We start from the raw sequence: 15,649 nt of genomic DNA, 5'->3' as shown, positions 1-15,649 counted from the left end.
CTTTTCTTGTCCAGCTGCTGCGCCTAGCTCCTCGAGGTCATAAGCCCACCACAGCCGAAGGCAAACTACGCCTTCTTCTGTGCTTGTCTTATGCTTGTCGGGGCTGAGCAAGGAGCCTCCGCTTTTCTTGTGTCCCAGTTTGCATTTGTGCAAACTATATCCAGTTTACTGACTTTCCCATTAATCGGCAAGGGACCCTTGTTCCTTTGTCATAGATTGTTCAAAATTACACTTCATCCATTATTTTTCAAATGATTCTTTTAACTCAGCACTTGAACGCTCCCACATTCCCTTGTCATGGTCTTTCAGGAAATCTGCAAGAACTTTACGGGATTTAGCATCCATATGATCGACAATGACCATTCCCTTCATTGCCTTGTCCATATGGTTGACATGTTCCGGCATGGATTTAAATCCTCGGCGTGCCGGACGATTTATTAATAGTTCACAGGCTCCGATACCTGCATAATACGGGCCTTCTTCCTTAATATCAACCGCGACCCAAATAACCCAGTATTTTTTTGCTCCGTCTTCGGGAAACTCATTTCTGTCCTTGACATATTTTACTCCGCGCTCCGTCTTGCTGCGGGCATGCATCGCTTGCTCTTCGATCCACGCCTCCCCTGCCTCTGCATCCAGCAGTACAGGTGTGATGTTTTCCAAGCTTAGAGACCCCACACCATATCCTTTATGACCCATGGTTGGGTCATCTTTGATAATATTAAATTCCAGCTTTCTCTTTTTTTCTGCCATGCATAAGTTACCTCCTTTTTTTCTATCTCAATAACATGACAATTATACTTTGTATGCTGTTCACAAAGAACGGGACAACCGTATTTAAGATCGGACTGATCGTATAACGCGACAATGGCGTGATAACCAAGATCAAAAAGATTAGGGATCCGTACTGTTCATACCTCGTCATTTTAGCCCTGAGCGAAGGAGAGACCAGATCCTCAACAATCCGATAACCATCCAGAGGCGGTACGGGGAGCAGATTAAAAACAAACAGCAGTACATTCAGCCAAATGAATAAATTAAAAAACTGTGTGACAAAAATCGGGAGCTCCGCCGACAGTCCGGAAACCATGAGCACAACAAGAATAGCTGTCCCCAGAAAAGCCAGAACAAAATTACTGATTGGTCCCATGAGAGAAACCAAGATGCCGGCAAGTCTCGGATTTTTAAAATGGTAGCGATTCACAGGTACAGGCCGTGCCCAGCCGAATCCTGCAATAAAAATCAGAAGCGTTCCAATCGGATCCAGATGCTGGATGGGATTCAGGGTAAGCCTCCCTTGTTCTTTTGCAGTGGTGTCCCCAAATTTGTACGCTGTATAGGCGTGTGCAAATTCATGCACCGTAAAAGCTATTAATAATACAGCAGCTACAAGCGGTATTTGTTCTAAAGGAAACGCAAGAAATCTCTCCACATATCCAGCCCCTTTTGATCACTTATTTCTATTGGTTCATTATACAAGATATTTATATATTCCTCATTGTTCTTGCGCCAACAGAAAAAAATGCATACACTTTTTATGTACGATATTTACAAGGAGGATCAGAGTATGCCAATTATTACTGTACAAATGCTGGAAGGACGTTCAGATGACCAGAAAAAGGCACTGGTGGAAAAGGTGACAGACGCTGTTGTTGACACAACAGGAGCATCCAAAGAAGCAGTCACAGTCGTGATCGAAGAAATGGCTAAAAACCATTTCGCCGTTGCCGGAAAAAGAGCCAGCGATCAGTAATTTATTTGCAGCCGGCAGAGGCGTATGAGACCGGACTGTAAGGTTATACGCTAAAAAAGTTTATACATTCGGTGTTTTCACACTTTAAGCCGGCTATTACATAAACTTTTTTAACAGCCTGCTATAGCAGACGTTTCTATACGCCCCCACCCGGTTTCAGGCCATGACACCTCTTAAAGTTTAAAGTGCAGGGACCTGCTTACTGACAATGGCGCATGTTCTGCTCATCATCCGGAAAGACAGCTTACTCGCTACACGTGCGAATCAGCTGTCTTTCTCAATTTGTCTATGTATATGTATGCTTGGTCGATTTCCTCCAGGGAATAATTTTGTTTCCTTTTCAGTTCCGCTACTTTTGCAATGACTTCGTCTTGAGGTAAATCTTCAAAATATAAAATGGTGGAAACCAGCTCTAAAAAACGGGAGCTCTGTTCATTCATGTACGTCAGGCATTCTTTTAGCTGGGGGATCGCAATGGATTCGGATTCAAAAAACTCATGTCCGGACGGTGTGATCGAATAACGATACTGACTGTAGCCGCCTTTATCCTCTTTTACTTCTTTTACAAAACCAATATTGCACAATTCTTCAACTCTTAATGTTAGTTCCTCTGAGTAAGGGCCGTAAAAATGAAATTCAAATTTTTCCTGAAAGGGAAATTTCATTTTCTTTGCGATAAACACCATCTTCTGGAGCTTTTTTCTGCCCACAATTTCTCCGGCCAAGGCAAACACACTCATTAACTTTTGATGATCATACAGCATAATAGTTGCTCAACCCCCACTATCAATTAAAATTTTCTCAAAACAGACAGGATCTGTTGCTTTAGCTCTGTATTACCCGATGGGTCTATCAGCAAATCCTTGGGGTAATATAATTTATGATCGGTTCTTCTTTTTCCGGAAATAGCCTGAACAACGGTAGATTCCCTTGACAGTTCAGATAGTTCTCCATTCGGCATGAGCAGATGAATGGGCAGCCGCTCTTCTTCCTCCCCCGGCCGATAAAAATCATACGGCAAGTCTGACGAAGAATCAACAGCTAAATAATATTCAGGATCTATATCGGCTTTTCGGAATAAATCTTCAAGTTCCCTCAACGTTTTATAATGTTGAGCAGGATCAAATTCCACATATTTAAATAAGTCCCGGTCCATAAAGCGCCTTGATAAATCACGCAAAATAGGATCATCTTCCTCTTCCCACATGTGGAAGTAGTAGAGAATCACCGGCTCATCCAACTTTAAGTAGTCCTGCAGTGTCACATCCCCTTCGAAGAGTGAACGAAAATGGACAGGCTCCTGTTTAAATGGATAATCCTCCTGAAACAACGCTTTGACTCGCTGAAGGATTTTGGTCAAAATCACTTCTGCACTCCGAGTAACAGGATGAAAATAGACCTGCCAGTACATTTGATAACGGCTCATGATATAGTCTTCGACAGCATGCATACCGCTGGATTTAAATACAACATGGTCTTCTTTCGGCCTCATGACACGCATGATCCGCTGCATATCAAAATGACCGTAGCTGACACCTGTAAAATATGCATCTCTTTGCAAGTAGTCCATTCGATCCGCATCAATCTGGCTTGAGATCAAGCTTACAACAAGCTTGTCATTGTACGTCTTTCCAATCACTTCTGCCACTCTTCGCGGGAAATCAGCTCCAGCCGACCGAAGGACACGGTTCACTTCTGTATCTTCCAAAATAATTTTCTTTGTAAATTGCTCATGATCCAAATCAAATACTTTTTCAAAGGAGTGGGAAAATGGACCATGCCCCAAATCATGAAGGAGTGCCGCACAAAGGGAGAGCAGCCTTTCGCCGTCGTCCCACTCGGGATGGCCTTCAAACACTTCATCAATAATCTGCCTGATAATCTCATATACACCAAGCGAATGGCTGAATCGGCTGTGTTCCGCACCGTGAAAGGTCAAATACGTGGTTCCAAGCTGTTTAATCCGGCGGAGCCGTTGAAATTCTCTCGTGCCAATGAGATCCCAGATCAGTTTATCACGAACGTGGACATAGCCATGGACAGGATCTTTAAATACTTTTTCCTCGCTTAATTTGAAACTGGAATCCAACATCAGCTTCCCTCTCACTTTCTATCATGTTTCTATTATAGCGGTAACTTTTGTCAAAGGAAAGGGAAGGAAAAGGAACTAAAAAACAGTCATTACGGTTGATCTTTTATGAAAAACTATCAATTTATTGCCATATTGGTATAAAAAATGAATGATTTGTACATGCTTGGAGTAAGAACTTGTAAATAAGGGAGTTGAATGAAATGAAAACACGCCAGGATGCCTGGACGGAGGAAAACGATTTGCTATTGGCGGAAACTGTACTGCGCCACGTTCGTGAAGGAAGTACACAGTTAAATGCATTCGAAGAAGTGGGGGACAAATTGAACAGGACATCTGCTGCCTGCGGATTTAGATGGAATGCCGTTGTTCGCCAGCAATATGAGAAAGCGCTGGATCTAGCGAAAAAACAGCGAAAACAAAGACAACGCCTGCTCGGAAAAGACCAGGGCGGGAAGAAAAAGCTGCTGTATCAGCCGCCGGTCCCATCATTGGAAGAAATCCAGGCTCCGCTGAGTAACAGCGGTGACGAAATGTTGGATTTGCCATCCAGCCTTAACACAGCAGGCGAAAATATGGAACTGGCTTCGGAAGTGGCCGTTCCGTCTTCTCTGCCAGAAAATCAGAGTACCAGTCAACTAAACTTGGGCCAGGTGATTGCCTATTTACAGCAGCTGCATCACTCTGAATTCCATGCGGACATTTTAAAGAGTGAGAATGAGAGATTGAAAAGAGAAATCAAAGATCTATCGGCTGAAAATACACAGCTCAAAGCCAGAATTGAAGAGCTGGAAGATTCTTCTGTTACCATGCAGGAAGACTATGAGACCATGATGAAGATTTTGAATCGTGCAAGGAAACTGGTCCTATTTGATGAGGATGATCGCCAGGCCTCTACATTTAAAATGGATAAAAACGGAAACCTGGAGAAAATGGCAGAGTGATAAGGAAAAGCGAAGGTGCCCGTTTAGCGGCGTACAAACTGGAGACCTTCGCAATGAGATAAAGGAAACACGACGACGCAGGAGCCAATGTTGACAGGAGGGCCAAGTTTGCCAGTCGCTGGGCGCTGCAGCAAAGCAAATCTGACTAAATCAGAATAAACCATTCTGATGCACACTTCCACAGCTCCACTTAAGAGCTGGGGGAAGTTTATATAAACAAGGCCCGGACTATGAATCCGGGCCTTCTCCTTATAATAGTACTCTTTTATTACGATCAATGATCCGCTCATAATACTTGGCGTACCATTCGAGCTCCTCTCCCTGAAGCTGGCTTGAATAAATTCTTTCGCTTACACTTTTCAAAGCTGTATACAACCGAACCATCATGTCTTGAATCGATAGGCGTTCCCCCAACAGTTCCGACAGGGAAGCCATGACTTCCGGACGCACTTGAGGGTAAATAATAGTTTCAGATTCGGCAGATCTCGCCTGTTTATAAAATTCCCGAATGAGGGCCGCCCTTTCTTGTCCGCTCCCATTTATACAAAGGTAAATTTGGACAGCTACTCCCCTTCTGATTCTTCTTTGGGAAATCCCTGCAAACTTTTTACCGCCAATACTTAAGTCATAACTACCGGGACAATAGGACCCGACAATTTCGCGAGCCGCAATAGGTTGGTGAATATCTCCGAACATCATGCGGACCAGTTCCAACATCGTGTCATACCCCCGATTGATATCAATTCCTTTTTCGGTATCGGGAAAAATGAGAGAAATATTAAGTACCCCTTCGTCAAGCAAAACTGCAAGACCGCCTGAATTTCGGACAATCCAATCCACCCGATTAGCCTCTAAAAATTGAAGACCTTCGTGAAGCGCCGGCAGCTTTGTATCCTGTATACCCAGCACCACCGTCTTAAAATGAACCCAGGTTCTTGCAATTGCCGGAGAGCTTCCATTTCCTACAGATTGGCAAAGCGTATCGTCCATTGCAAAGGATTGAAGTGCATGAAAGTTCATATGTGGGGTGGACTGATCGATGATCCGCCATGTTTCTTGATGTAAGAGTGATTGTTTTCCATCCATTGACCCGATCCTCTTTTTCTCTAAATTATTTTACCTGTAATGATTGCATCGCCGTGATCAAGGCGAGATGATACACATCGTCCTCGCTGCATCCTCGGGAAAGGTCATTCACCGGGGCCTTTAAACCTTGTAAAATAGGACCCACAGCTTCATATTCCCCTAAGCGCTGTGCAATTTTATAACCAATGTTCCCTGCCTCCAGACCAGGAAAAACAAATACGGTAGCATCCCCTTGAATACTGGAATCCGGGGCTTTTTTTCGCGCTACCGAAGGCACAAAGGCTGCATCAAATTGAAATTCACCGTCCAGCAACAGTTCCGGAAATCGTTCTTTCGCCAATTTAACAGCTTCCGAGACCTTTTGAGTTTCCTCCGAAACAGCTGATCCTTTCGTGGAGAAGCTAAGCATGGCGACTCTTGGCTCAATGTTAAACATCTGAGCAGTTTTGGCGCTTTCTACAGCAATTTCAGCAAGATCCCGGCTGTCCGGGGCGATATTAATGGCACAGTCAGCAAATATATACTTTTCTTCACCCTTGATCATTAAAAAAGCACCGGATGTTTTACCTATCCCTTCTTTCATTTTAATGATCTGTAATGCAGGGCGCACAGTCTCTGCAGTTGAATGAACAGCTCCGCTTACGAGGCCATCCGCCTTCTTGAGATACACAAGCATCGTCCCAAAGTAATTGGGGTCCAGGAGCTGTTCAGCTGCTTCACTCTCAGTCATTTTTCCTTTTCTTCGCTCAACAAGCGCCTGAATCATTTCGTCCATGCCGACATAAATATTTGGATCATAGATCTCCATTTTATCCAATGAAATCTTCAATTCATGAGCCTTCCCCTGAACATCTTCTATGTTGCCGATCAGTACAGGCGTCAAAACCCCTTCTTCTGCCAGTCTTCCAGCTGCTGTAAGAATTCGGGAATCCATGGCTTCCGGAAAGACAATTTTTCGATTCCATCCCAATACCTTAGTTTTCAGCTCCTGAAACAAACCATCCAAACCGGCCACCTCCAAGGTTGAAATTGATTTATGAAAATTATCTCATATTCCTCTTCTTCATCACAGCATTTACCTTTCGTGTCATCTTTATTAACAATACGGTTGAAAAGGGAGGTTATGGAGAAACTGTGCTATAGTAGTAACAGAACCATTTTGTATAGGAGTGATTGCTGTGAGTGAACCGGTACAAACACTGGATGGCTGGTATGCCCTTCATGATTTTCGGACAATCAACTGGGCAGCATGGAAGCTGCTGACGAAAGATGAGCAGCAAACAGCTATTCATGAATTTAAGCAATACCTTGCAAAGCTCGAGGATACACAAGAAAGAAAAGAAGGAAGCCACGCTCTTTATACGATTGTCGGACAAAAAGCGGACATGATGCTGATGATTATGCGTCCAACCATGGCTGAACTGAATGAATTGGAAAATGAATTTAATAAGCTGATGATTGCGGATTATACATTTCCTGCCTATTCTTATGTTTCTGTAGTGGAACTAAGCAGCTACTTGGCTGGGGACTCCGATGAAGACCCATACGAAAACCCTTATGTTCGTTCACGCTTGTATCCCATTCTTCCAAAAACAGAATATATTTGCTTCTACCCGATGGACAAGCGCCGAGAAGGAAACGATAACTGGTACATGCTTCCTATGGAACAAAGAAAAGACCTGATGTACAGCCACGGCATGATCGGCCGTCAATACGCAGGCAAAGTAAAGCAAATAATTACCGGCTCTGTCGGGTTCGATGACTATGAATGGGGAGTTACCCTTTTTGCCGATGATGTACTCCAGTTTAAAAAACTGATTTACGAAATGCGCTTTGATGAGGTCAGTGCCCGATACGCAGAATTCGGTGAATTCTTTGTCGGCCATCTGCTGGAAGACAGCGGTATCGATCGATTTTTACATGTATAACGAAAAGCGGAGGGCGGCCGATTAGGGGCGACTAGCGCTGGAGAAAAAAACAGTGAAGGTGTTTTTTACCTTCATTGGTTTTTTTGAAGCGACCTCGAGCCACTGCCGACCGCAGCTGGACACTCGAAAAGCGGAGGGCGGGCGACTAGCGCTGGAGAAAAAAACAGTGAAGGTGTTTTTTACCTTCATTGGTTTTTTTGAAGCGACCTCGAGCAGACGATGAAGAAGGCAGTTGCCTTCAGCAGCGTCTGACCTATGAACTCAAGCCGCCTCAGCTACCCAGAAAAACAATATTATTTTTGTTCCCTCCTTGTCAGGAGGGTTTTTCATTTACTCCTGACGGGCATGAATTCTTCTATTTTTGCATAAGCATCAACAATAGAATGTATCCATGATCTATAAGGAGGAAACGCTGTGGCACATCCAAATAACCAACCACCCCCCGGATATTATCCGCAGGGTTCCATGCCGTATATACAGCCGCCCCCGTTTTATGGAATGCCTATGCCTTCCGGACAGCAGCAGCCGATGCACCCGCCCCCGGGAGTGGCGCCGGCCAAAGGAAGCGGTAATGTCCCGGGAAGGCTGCCTGCCGAGGAGTCCTATATTGAAAACATTCTTCGGTTAAACAAAGGAAAGCTTGTAGAGGTTTATACAACCTATGAACATAACACCGAATGGAATGCAAAAATTTTCAAAGGTGTCATCGAGGCGGCGGGACGCGATTATGTAATATTGAGTGATCCGCAAACAGGGAACCGGGTCCTCATCCCAATGGTAAACGTAGATTTTGTGATCTTCCAAGAACCGATAGACTATGAATATCATTTTCCCGGCCCCTCAGCAAGGTGAACTGTTCACTTCCCCCCCCCAGCTGCAAATAAAAGGAAAACCTCACTTTAAGCGAAGTGAGGTTTAATTGCTATAAATATTTCACCGCAAATACGATCAGCAGCACCCAGGCGACTAGAAAAGCCACACCGCCAATGGGAGTAATCGCTCCTAAAATTTTAATTCCAGACAGCGTAAGGGCATAGAGACTTCCGGAAAATATGATAATACCAATCAGCATCAGCCATCCCGACCAGTTTAGCAGAGAGCTTGCCGATACATGGCCGGAAAGCAATCCAATCGCAATAATACCCAAAGCGTGGTACATCTGATATTTAACTGCAGTTTCCCATGTATCCAGATATTTGGGTTCCACTTTCCCTTCCAAACCATGTGCACCAAAAGCTCCAAGCCCGACTGCAAGCAAGGCGTTTATCGCCCCGATAATGATAAACAATTTCATCTTTCCACCCTCTTTTGTTAAAAATCAAAAATGGACATATCGCTGTCCAGATCCTGATCTTCTTTTTCGTCCACAGAAGTAAATCGCTTCACAGACTCCTGCTTACTAAGAACCTTCACTGGCTGCGTCTGTTCCTTTTCGATGGCTTCCCTTGTATCTAATGATAATTCTGCAAGCGCTTTGACTGCAAATAAATGCCCGTGCCTTTCTTCATGATTTTTTGCATGTTTTGCCTTTTGAAGTTCAGATTCCATCTTAGCAATAAGAGACTCATATGTAATATACATACAGCATGCTCCAGCCTTTCTTTTATCATCCTCAATGCAATTATAAGCATAGTAGTTATAAGGACAAAAATCAAAGAAGAATGATCTTATACGTCTGGAATCTGCCAGTCAATCGGGTTTTTCCCTAATTCCAGCAGACGTTTATTGGTTTTAGAAAATGGACGGCTCCCGAAAAAGCCTCTGTTTGCCGAAAATGGGCTTGGATGCGGCGACTTGATAATTGTATGCTTTTCAGTATCGATCAGCCGGATTTTTTCCTCGGCAGGTTTCCCCCATAAGATAAAAATAACAGGCGTTTCCTTTGCATTCACTAAAGAGATCACTTGATCTGTAAATATTTCCCACCCTTTTCCACGATGTGAATGCGCTTGCCCTGCCCTCACAGTCAGCACAGTGTTCAACAGCAGAACCCCTTCTTCGGCCCATTTTGCGAGATAACCGTTATTTGGAATGCTGCAGCCCACGTCATCTTTTAACTCTTTTAAAATATTTTTAAGGGATGGCGGAACTTTTACGCCAGGTCTGACTGAAAAGCTCAGACCGTGTGCCTGACCGGGTCCATGATATGGATCCTGCCCCAGCATAACAGCTTTTACCTTATCGTACGGAGTAAATTTTAAAGCATTAAATATATCATGCATAGGAGGATAGATTGTTCTTTCTGCATATTCTTTTTTCAAAAACTCCCTCAGCTGAAGGTAATAAGGTTTCTGGAACTCTTCTTCCAAAAGAGGCCACCAATCATTATCCAGTATTTTCTTTCCCATTGATCCCACTCTCCTTCTTCAATAAGCTCAATTAATCTTTCACCTTTCAAAAAGAGATTCAAACATCCCATGTTTAATGTGCAGCGGGCAGGATATATATACACTAGCACATCTGATGGGATACAAACGAATCAGATGGATTAAAGGAGGAATATCATGAATACTGTAAAAATCTGCGAAAATGGTGTGCAGGCAAAAGACATCATTCATGACTTAATGGCACAAGGTTATGAAAAAGACGATATCTATCTATTTGCGCACGGCGAAGAGCGTGAGAAAGACTTGACGGATGCATTGGATACTAGTGCAGTGGGTATGTCTGAGCAAGGACTGGTAGATTCCGTTAAAAATATTTTTAATAAAAGAGGAGACGAGCTTCGCACAGAATTTGAAGCTGTGGGGCTAAGTAAAGAAGAAGCCGAGAAATATGAAAAAGTATTGGACGGCGGTGCACTTGTCTTAGTGGCTGCAAAACATTAATATCCATCATTAAAAATCCCCCTGCCAGGGGGATTTTTTAGCGTTCCTTTGAGATAAATAGCCTTCTGGATTTGACAATCCAAATGACAAAGGCAGCCGCAAGCAGCAGCAGGTACCCTTCTACAACAAAAATACTGATGATCCCCTTCTGATACAAAGCTGCCGGAAAATCAAGCACTGCATGGATAAGAATAGCATAAAACAAAAATCTCTTTTTACCTGTTTTAATTCCATACAGGACGAGGATAGAAAGTCCGATATGGATCGTTAAAGCACCAAGCCGCTCGAATCCGGCAAAAAGGTGCATGTATGCAGGCAAAGCAGTCAACTGTTCATATAAGGGCGCCATGGCTGCCGCTGTTTCACCCGTAAAAAGAGAATGGTACGCTCCTTGATTAATCATAACTGCCAGCACAAGAGTAATTACACTATTGATGCCTACGATCATTATCGCTTCAATCCCACCGTGCCCCAGTCCAAATGTCAAGCCATCCTTCCATTCCCTATACTTTTTCAATGCATATTTCATCATCATCCATCTGCCTGTCTCTTCGAAGATTCCTGCCATAAATCCCCCATACAGCATGAAAAGCCAGACATTTTCCAGGAGGGCTTTGGTTGAATCATTGACCATGAGGAAATAACTGTGCACCAATCCTTCCAGAATTTGAGCAAACACAATAAAAGTCAATACACCGATGAATAAAACTTTAAATGAGATCTGAAACTTCTTTTTAAAAATAATACATAAAATAATCGGCGTCCCTGCTGAAATGAGCAGAGAGATGGCAATGGCAGCAATCGTAAATGATGAAACCAAGAAACTCTCTCCTTTCTTTTAACAGGGACGTCAACCGATAAGAGAATGATAGATTTTACGTGCTTCATTCAGATCTTTTGTTCCATGAATCAATGCGCGGCCATCTTTAAAGAAGACGGCTCTTGCCTCTTCTTTTTGAACGGAAATGAGAAATGGGTTTCCCCCAACTTTCAGACCGGCGGACTGCCACTGCTGTACCAATTGTTCCAGCGGAAGGCCCTCACCGGAAGCAGGCCTGATTTGAACCGTGTCACGGCCACAAAGCACGGCGACTTTCATTTCCTGATCGGATTGCAGATATGGGTAAGACGGCTCTTCCCCGCAGGACAAACAACCGCTTTCCTTTAAAGCGCCCGCCTTTAAAGACAAGTATTCATTTTCCCATAAGTCAAAGGAAACATACGTTTTTCTTACAGCCTCCCCACGGCCTGAAAGGATTTTCAAAGCTTCAGCTCCCTGATGGGCGGTAACCATTTGGACGGCAGGTGCAATGATACCGACTGTATCGCATGTCTGCCCTTGGAGCGGCAGTCTTTTGATTACACATTGAAGACACGGTGTGACACCGGGAATAATTGTAAAAGCCATGCCAAAACTCCCGACACAAGCACCAAACAAATAGGGTATGTTATATTTATGGGCCAGGTCATTCAATAAGAAACGGGTTTCAAAGTTATCGGTTCCATCGACTAAAAGATCAACATCCTTGATCAGGTTTTCCATAAGAGCGGCATCTGCCTGTGCAACAACCGCCTCCACTTCCATACAGCTGTTAATGTCTTGAAGTTTCTCTTTAGCCGCTTCAGCCTTTGGCCATTTCTCCAATGCATCCTTTTCAGTAAAAAGATGCTGCCGCTGCAAATTGCTTAGATCTACATAATCCCTGTCAATCAGTGTCAGTTTCCTTACACCAGCCCTTGCCAGAAGCTCAGACGTATGGGTTCCAAGCGCACCAACTCCGACAATCAGCGCATGTTTCTTGCCAATCTCCTCTTGTCCTTCAGGGCCAATATGCTGAAAGAGCATCTGCCGTGAATACCGTTCCATTTGCGGATCCATCTGTATCAACCTCCACTGACTGGAGGAATCAAAGCAATAACATCGCCTTTTTTAATGACCCTGTCATCTTTTGAAAACTCTTCATTTACGGCCACCATAATTCCGTCCAGGCTTCCCAATGAGGTATCATTTTCCAGGAGTTCACGCAGCTCTGCAACTGTTTTTCCTGCGGCTTCCACTTCTAAAGAGCTTTTTCCCACATCCTCTTTAAGCTGGGCAAATAACATCACCTTATTCAAGTAAATCACTCTCCTCCGGTTTTCCCGCAGTGTATTCTTTTGTTCCCTGCTGATTTCCAATCCACTTTTCCCCGTCTTCCCAATGTTCTTTTTTCCAAATCGGAACAAGTTCTTTAACCCTTTCAATCGCATAGCGGTTCGCTTCATACGCATCAGGACGATGCGGTGAAGATACCGCAATCGCAATGGCAATGTCGGTTATTTCCAGCCGGCCAATCCGATGAATCATCGTTGCCTGCTTTACGGCTGGCCACTTCTGTTTGATTTCATCAATGATTTGCTCCATTTTCTTTAATGCCATCGATTCATATGCTTCATATTCAAGGTAAAGCGTTTTCTTTCCATGCGTCAATTCCCGGACAGTACCGACAAACACGGTCACAGCCCCTGCTTCTCTTCGGACAACCTGCTGATATATTTCATCTATTTTTATTGGATCCCTCGTAATGGTACATCCCATGCTTTTCTCTCCCCTCCGCTTTCTTTACCGCTGCGATGTAATCATCCCTTGTATTCATGTTCCAGAACGCGTCCGTTTCTTTTTCTATCTCAAAAAACTCTGTATTCACCTGGTCCAGCAATGCTTTCACTGACCTTTTGCCATCCCTTAGCGTACGCTTGACTGCATCGGCAATCTTTGCATGATAAGCCCCAAATAAAGGGTGTATTTGACCATCCTGAGCAGGGATCACCGCCTCCCTGCCGTTCTTTTGTAACAGCGTGATTAGTTTGACGCCGAGTTCAGCTGACGCAAACGGCATATCGCAGGCCACAATTAAGCAAGGGCCTGACTCTGCTGCCTTTAAGCCGGTGTAAATCCCCGCCAGCGGACCCTGTCCTTTAAATTCAAGATCATCTTCCAGGATAAGAGCATCTAATGTTTTGTAGGAGCCCGGGTGATTTGCGATGACAATCAGCTTCTCGGATATCGGCCTCATTTCAAAAGCAATGCGGTCAATTACACGGGTCCCGCCTACTTTCATCAACGCTTTGTTTTGTCCCATCCGGCTTGATTTTCCTCCGGCTAAAATGATCGTAACCAAGGCACTGGCACTCCTGAAAATATGTATTTATGAAGATTTGTTATTATTATAACAGAAATTGGAGATCTCTTGGGACATGACAACAGTCGGAAACGTTTTTCATCGCAATGCCTCAGGCGCATCTACTGACGGCATTTGCTCATTCATCCGGAGATTTCCGTTTCATTATCCACAGAACATACTGGTTCTAGTCCTTCATAAGTCAATCCTTTGGCAGCGTTTTGCCTATTTTCGGAATCGGCCTTCAAATATCCGGACATCTTTCCATACAATAAATTATATGTGAACAAAGTACCCAACCGGCCTTAAATCCTATCTTTCGTATTCGAAGTGATTTTTTAGTAAAATGATGTTATGTCCACTAGTTGAAGGAGGCCAATGGTTTTGGAAAAAATAAACGTTCAGCAGGTTCAGCATATGATTAATCAGTTTGCGGGCGAAAATATCTTTATTCATCTGGAAACAACCAACGGGGCATATGCCTCACATAAAGATGAATCATTTTTTTCATCAGGTGCCTATATCCGAAACGCGGAAATCTGTTACGAGCATGGAAAAATTGTTGGTTCGGGCCCGTACAGGGTTGGGCTGAAAATGCCGTTTGGATGGGTGTACGCAGAAGGCCTGACTCATTTTGAAATAGACGAACAAGACAGCTTACTTTTGGCAGGACTTGATTTTGAAGGCAAGCTTGCCGTTGCCTTACAATTAAGCAAAACCCCTTTTAATTAATATATAAAGCAGGGAGCCGGGCTCCGCGCATGAACTATCGGCAGGATACAGTCAAGATAGATGTGTACCTTTTTTTAAAAAAAAATTAGACAGAGACTTTTGAAGGAGCTGAAGCCAATGGAAAAGGAACGGCATGTATTAGTGATTTTCCCTCATCCGGATGATGAAGCTTTTGGAGTCTCCGGAACAATGATGAAACATATCGAAAGCGGCACGCCAGTGACATATGCATGCCTAACGCTTGGAGAGATGGCGCGTAATCTGGGAAATCCCCCCTTTGCCACACGGGAGTCCTTACCACAGATCAGAAAAGCTGAACTTGAAAAAGCAGCTGAAATCATGGGAATTACGGATTTACGGCTGATGGGATATCGTGACAAAACATTGGAGTTTGAAAATGATGAGGAACTGGCCAATATGGTCTTTCAATTGATAGAAGAGCTAAACCCTTCCCTCATTATTTCCTTTTATCCCGGCTATTCTGTCCACCCTGACCACGAAGCAACAGCGCGGGCAGTGATCCGTGCGGTTCGCAGGCTGCCTAAGGAAAACAGGCCGAATCTTCATCTCGTGGCATTTTCCAATGACCATAAAGAAAAGCTCGGCGTACCCCATATCGTTCACGACATCACAGACGTATGGGAGAGAAAAATTAAAGTGTTAAAAGCTCATGTATCCCAAACCGGCTGGATGATGGATGAAATGCTCGAAAGTGTGGCAGCAAAAAACCCCGACTGGACAGAACGGATGCTGCGAGAACGGTTTTGGACATATGACTGGGATAATGACCAAGTTCAATAAGAAAATCAAGCTCCTTGTACAAGTGCCCGCTACGCTTGCATCCAGTACACCGATACGCCGCGGTGCTAAACCATCCTGTTCGCCGGCCGGCCGCCTCAGGCAGCCACATTGCGGCTTTGGCCGCACCAGTATATCCTGTACATCGGAGCCGGTCATCGGATCGTTACACATTTAAATATCTAAAAGCCTGAGAAAGCTCAGGCTCAGGCTGTCGAGAAACCCTCGACAGCCTTTTTAATTATTTATAATATTTGTTCTTTCACCGTTTTAATTTGTTAAAATAAAAATAACAAAATATGGCGGTGATAAAGTTGCTCCATACAAAAT

The 15,649-nt window shown here is 44.0% G+C and carries 21 protein-coding genes; 7 read left to right on the top strand and 14 right to left on the bottom strand.

Annotation, left to right across the window (positions count from 1 at the left end):
- Nucleotides 1-240: 240 nt before the first annotated feature.
- Together ACFSCZ_RS18660 and ACFSCZ_RS18655 are read right to left on the bottom strand one after the other, a co-directional pair.
- On the bottom strand, nucleotides 241-753 hold the full coding sequence (locus ACFSCZ_RS18660; RefSeq protein WP_380776337.1) for a YwhD family protein: 513 nt from the start codon (nucleotides 751-753) through the stop codon (nucleotides 241-243).
- Nucleotides 754-775: 22 nt separating this feature from the next.
- Complete coding sequence (locus ACFSCZ_RS18655; RefSeq protein WP_380776334.1) at nucleotides 776-1,432, bottom strand: site-2 protease family protein; 657 nt, start codon at nucleotides 1,430-1,432, stop codon at nucleotides 776-778.
- 105 nt (nucleotides 1,433-1,537) lie between these two features.
- Here ACFSCZ_RS18655 and ACFSCZ_RS18650 point away from each other — a divergent pair, with 105 nt between their 5' ends.
- A complete protein-coding gene (locus ACFSCZ_RS18650; RefSeq protein WP_380776496.1) occupies nucleotides 1,538-1,753 on the top strand; it encodes a 2-hydroxymuconate tautomerase in 216 nt (71 codons plus the stop codon).
- Nucleotides 1,754-2,004: 251 nt separating this feature from the next.
- Here ACFSCZ_RS18650 and ACFSCZ_RS18645 read toward each other — a convergent pair whose 3' ends face one another.
- Together ACFSCZ_RS18645 and ACFSCZ_RS18640 are read right to left on the bottom strand one after the other, a co-directional pair.
- Nucleotides 2,005-2,517, bottom strand: coding sequence for a YwgA family protein (locus tag ACFSCZ_RS18645; RefSeq protein WP_380776331.1), 513 nt, complete (start codon nucleotides 2,515-2,517; stop codon nucleotides 2,005-2,007).
- Nucleotides 2,518-2,543: 26 nt separating this feature from the next.
- Nucleotides 2,544-3,845 carry an HD domain-containing protein gene (locus ACFSCZ_RS18640; RefSeq protein WP_380776328.1) on the bottom strand — a complete coding sequence of 434 codons (1,302 nt, stop codon included), beginning with the start codon at nucleotides 3,843-3,845 and terminating at the stop codon, nucleotides 2,544-2,546.
- A gap of 200 nt (nucleotides 3,846-4,045) precedes the next feature.
- Here ACFSCZ_RS18640 and ACFSCZ_RS18635 point away from each other — a divergent pair, with 200 nt between their 5' ends.
- A complete protein-coding gene (locus tag ACFSCZ_RS18635; RefSeq protein WP_380776326.1) occupies nucleotides 4,046-4,786 on the top strand; it encodes an RsfA family transcriptional regulator in 741 nt (246 codons plus the stop codon).
- A 249-nt stretch (nucleotides 4,787-5,035) separates the two neighbouring features.
- Here ACFSCZ_RS18635 and lipL read toward each other — a convergent pair whose 3' ends face one another.
- On the bottom strand, nucleotides 5,036-5,872 hold the full coding sequence (gene lipL, locus ACFSCZ_RS18630; RefSeq protein ID WP_380776323.1) for an octanoyl-[GcvH]:protein N-octanoyltransferase: 837 nt from the start codon (nucleotides 5,870-5,872) through the stop codon (nucleotides 5,036-5,038).
- 25 nt (nucleotides 5,873-5,897) lie between these two features.
- The gene (gene pta / locus ACFSCZ_RS18625) at nucleotides 5,898-6,878 is read right to left on the bottom strand and encodes a phosphate acetyltransferase (RefSeq protein WP_380776320.1); all 981 of its coding nucleotides are present in this window, start codon (nucleotides 6,876-6,878) and stop codon (nucleotides 5,898-5,900) included.
- A gap of 172 nt (nucleotides 6,879-7,050) precedes the next feature.
- On the opposite strand from pta, the gene hemQ reads away from it, so the two are divergent.
- Nucleotides 7,051-7,800: a hydrogen peroxide-dependent heme synthase gene (gene hemQ, locus ACFSCZ_RS18620; protein ID WP_380776317.1), complete on the top strand. Its 750-nt coding sequence runs from the start codon at nucleotides 7,051-7,053 to the stop codon at nucleotides 7,798-7,800.
- 414 nt (nucleotides 7,801-8,214) lie between these two features.
- Complete coding sequence (gerQ, locus tag ACFSCZ_RS18615; protein ID WP_380776314.1) at nucleotides 8,215-8,652, top strand: spore coat protein GerQ; 438 nt, start codon at nucleotides 8,215-8,217, stop codon at nucleotides 8,650-8,652.
- A 70-nt stretch (nucleotides 8,653-8,722) separates the two neighbouring features.
- Here gerQ and ACFSCZ_RS18610 read toward each other — a convergent pair whose 3' ends face one another.
- The 3 genes from ACFSCZ_RS18610 to ACFSCZ_RS18600 all read right to left on the bottom strand — a co-directional run bounded on the left by ACFSCZ_RS18610 (nucleotide 8,723) and on the right by ACFSCZ_RS18600 (nucleotide 10,148).
- A complete protein-coding gene (locus tag ACFSCZ_RS18610; RefSeq protein WP_380776311.1) occupies nucleotides 8,723-9,094 on the bottom strand; it encodes a DUF423 domain-containing protein in 372 nt (123 codons plus the stop codon).
- Nucleotides 9,095-9,111: 17 nt separating this feature from the next.
- Nucleotides 9,112-9,381 (bottom strand): DUF5327 family protein, encoded by a 270-nt coding sequence (locus ACFSCZ_RS18605; RefSeq protein WP_380776308.1) that lies wholly within the window; start codon nucleotides 9,379-9,381, stop codon nucleotides 9,112-9,114.
- Between the two features lie 86 nt (nucleotides 9,382-9,467).
- Entirely contained in the window at nucleotides 9,468-10,148 is a 681-nt protein-coding gene (locus ACFSCZ_RS18600) for a uracil-DNA glycosylase (RefSeq protein WP_380776305.1), read from the bottom strand.
- Between the two features lie 156 nt (nucleotides 10,149-10,304).
- On the opposite strand from ACFSCZ_RS18600, the gene ACFSCZ_RS18595 reads away from it, so the two are divergent.
- Complete coding sequence (locus ACFSCZ_RS18595) at nucleotides 10,305-10,628, top strand: YflT domain-containing protein (protein ID WP_380776302.1); 324 nt, start codon at nucleotides 10,305-10,307, stop codon at nucleotides 10,626-10,628.
- A gap of 37 nt (nucleotides 10,629-10,665) precedes the next feature.
- Here ACFSCZ_RS18595 and ACFSCZ_RS18590 read toward each other — a convergent pair whose 3' ends face one another.
- From ACFSCZ_RS18590 to mobA, 5 genes are read right to left on the bottom strand one after another with little or no spacing between them, the layout of a single operon-like run.
- Nucleotides 10,666-11,448: a YhfC family intramembrane metalloprotease gene (locus tag ACFSCZ_RS18590; protein ID WP_380776299.1), complete on the bottom strand. Its 783-nt coding sequence runs from the start codon at nucleotides 11,446-11,448 to the stop codon at nucleotides 10,666-10,668.
- 30 nt (nucleotides 11,449-11,478) lie between these two features.
- Nucleotides 11,479-12,507, bottom strand: coding sequence for a ThiF family adenylyltransferase (locus ACFSCZ_RS18585; RefSeq protein WP_380776296.1), 1,029 nt, complete (start codon nucleotides 12,505-12,507; stop codon nucleotides 11,479-11,481).
- A gap of 5 nt (nucleotides 12,508-12,512) precedes the next feature.
- The gene (moaD, locus tag ACFSCZ_RS18580; protein WP_380776493.1) at nucleotides 12,513-12,737 is read right to left on the bottom strand and encodes a molybdopterin converting factor subunit 1; all 225 of its coding nucleotides are present in this window, start codon (nucleotides 12,735-12,737) and stop codon (nucleotides 12,513-12,515) included.
- A 1-nt stretch (nucleotide 12,738) separates the two neighbouring features.
- A complete protein-coding gene (locus ACFSCZ_RS18575) occupies nucleotides 12,739-13,206 on the bottom strand; it encodes a molybdenum cofactor biosynthesis protein MoaE (protein WP_380776293.1) in 468 nt (155 codons plus the stop codon).
- On the bottom strand, nucleotides 13,166-13,789 hold the full coding sequence (gene mobA / locus ACFSCZ_RS18570) for a molybdenum cofactor guanylyltransferase (RefSeq protein ID WP_380776290.1): 624 nt from the start codon (nucleotides 13,787-13,789) through the stop codon (nucleotides 13,166-13,168). Before mobA ends, ACFSCZ_RS18575 begins: the two co-directional genes overlap by 41 nt.
- Nucleotides 13,790-14,167: 378 nt before the next feature.
- Here mobA and ACFSCZ_RS18565 point away from each other — a divergent pair, with 378 nt between their 5' ends.
- Both ACFSCZ_RS18565 and bshB2 read left to right on the top strand, forming a co-directional pair.
- Entirely contained in the window at nucleotides 14,168-14,521 is a 354-nt protein-coding gene (locus ACFSCZ_RS18565) for a YojF family protein (RefSeq protein WP_380776287.1), read from the top strand.
- Nucleotides 14,522-14,638: 117 nt separating this feature from the next.
- A complete protein-coding gene (gene bshB2, locus ACFSCZ_RS18560; protein ID WP_380776284.1) occupies nucleotides 14,639-15,322 on the top strand; it encodes a bacillithiol biosynthesis deacetylase BshB2 in 684 nt (227 codons plus the stop codon).
- Nucleotides 15,323-15,649: the final 327 nt, after the last annotated feature.

The organism is Siminovitchia sediminis (assembly GCF_042680885.1).
Classification (GTDB): Bacteria; Bacillota; Bacilli; order Bacillales; family Bacillaceae_C; genus Siminovitchia; species Siminovitchia sediminis.
This window is presented reverse-complemented; position numbering and strand designations above follow the sequence as displayed.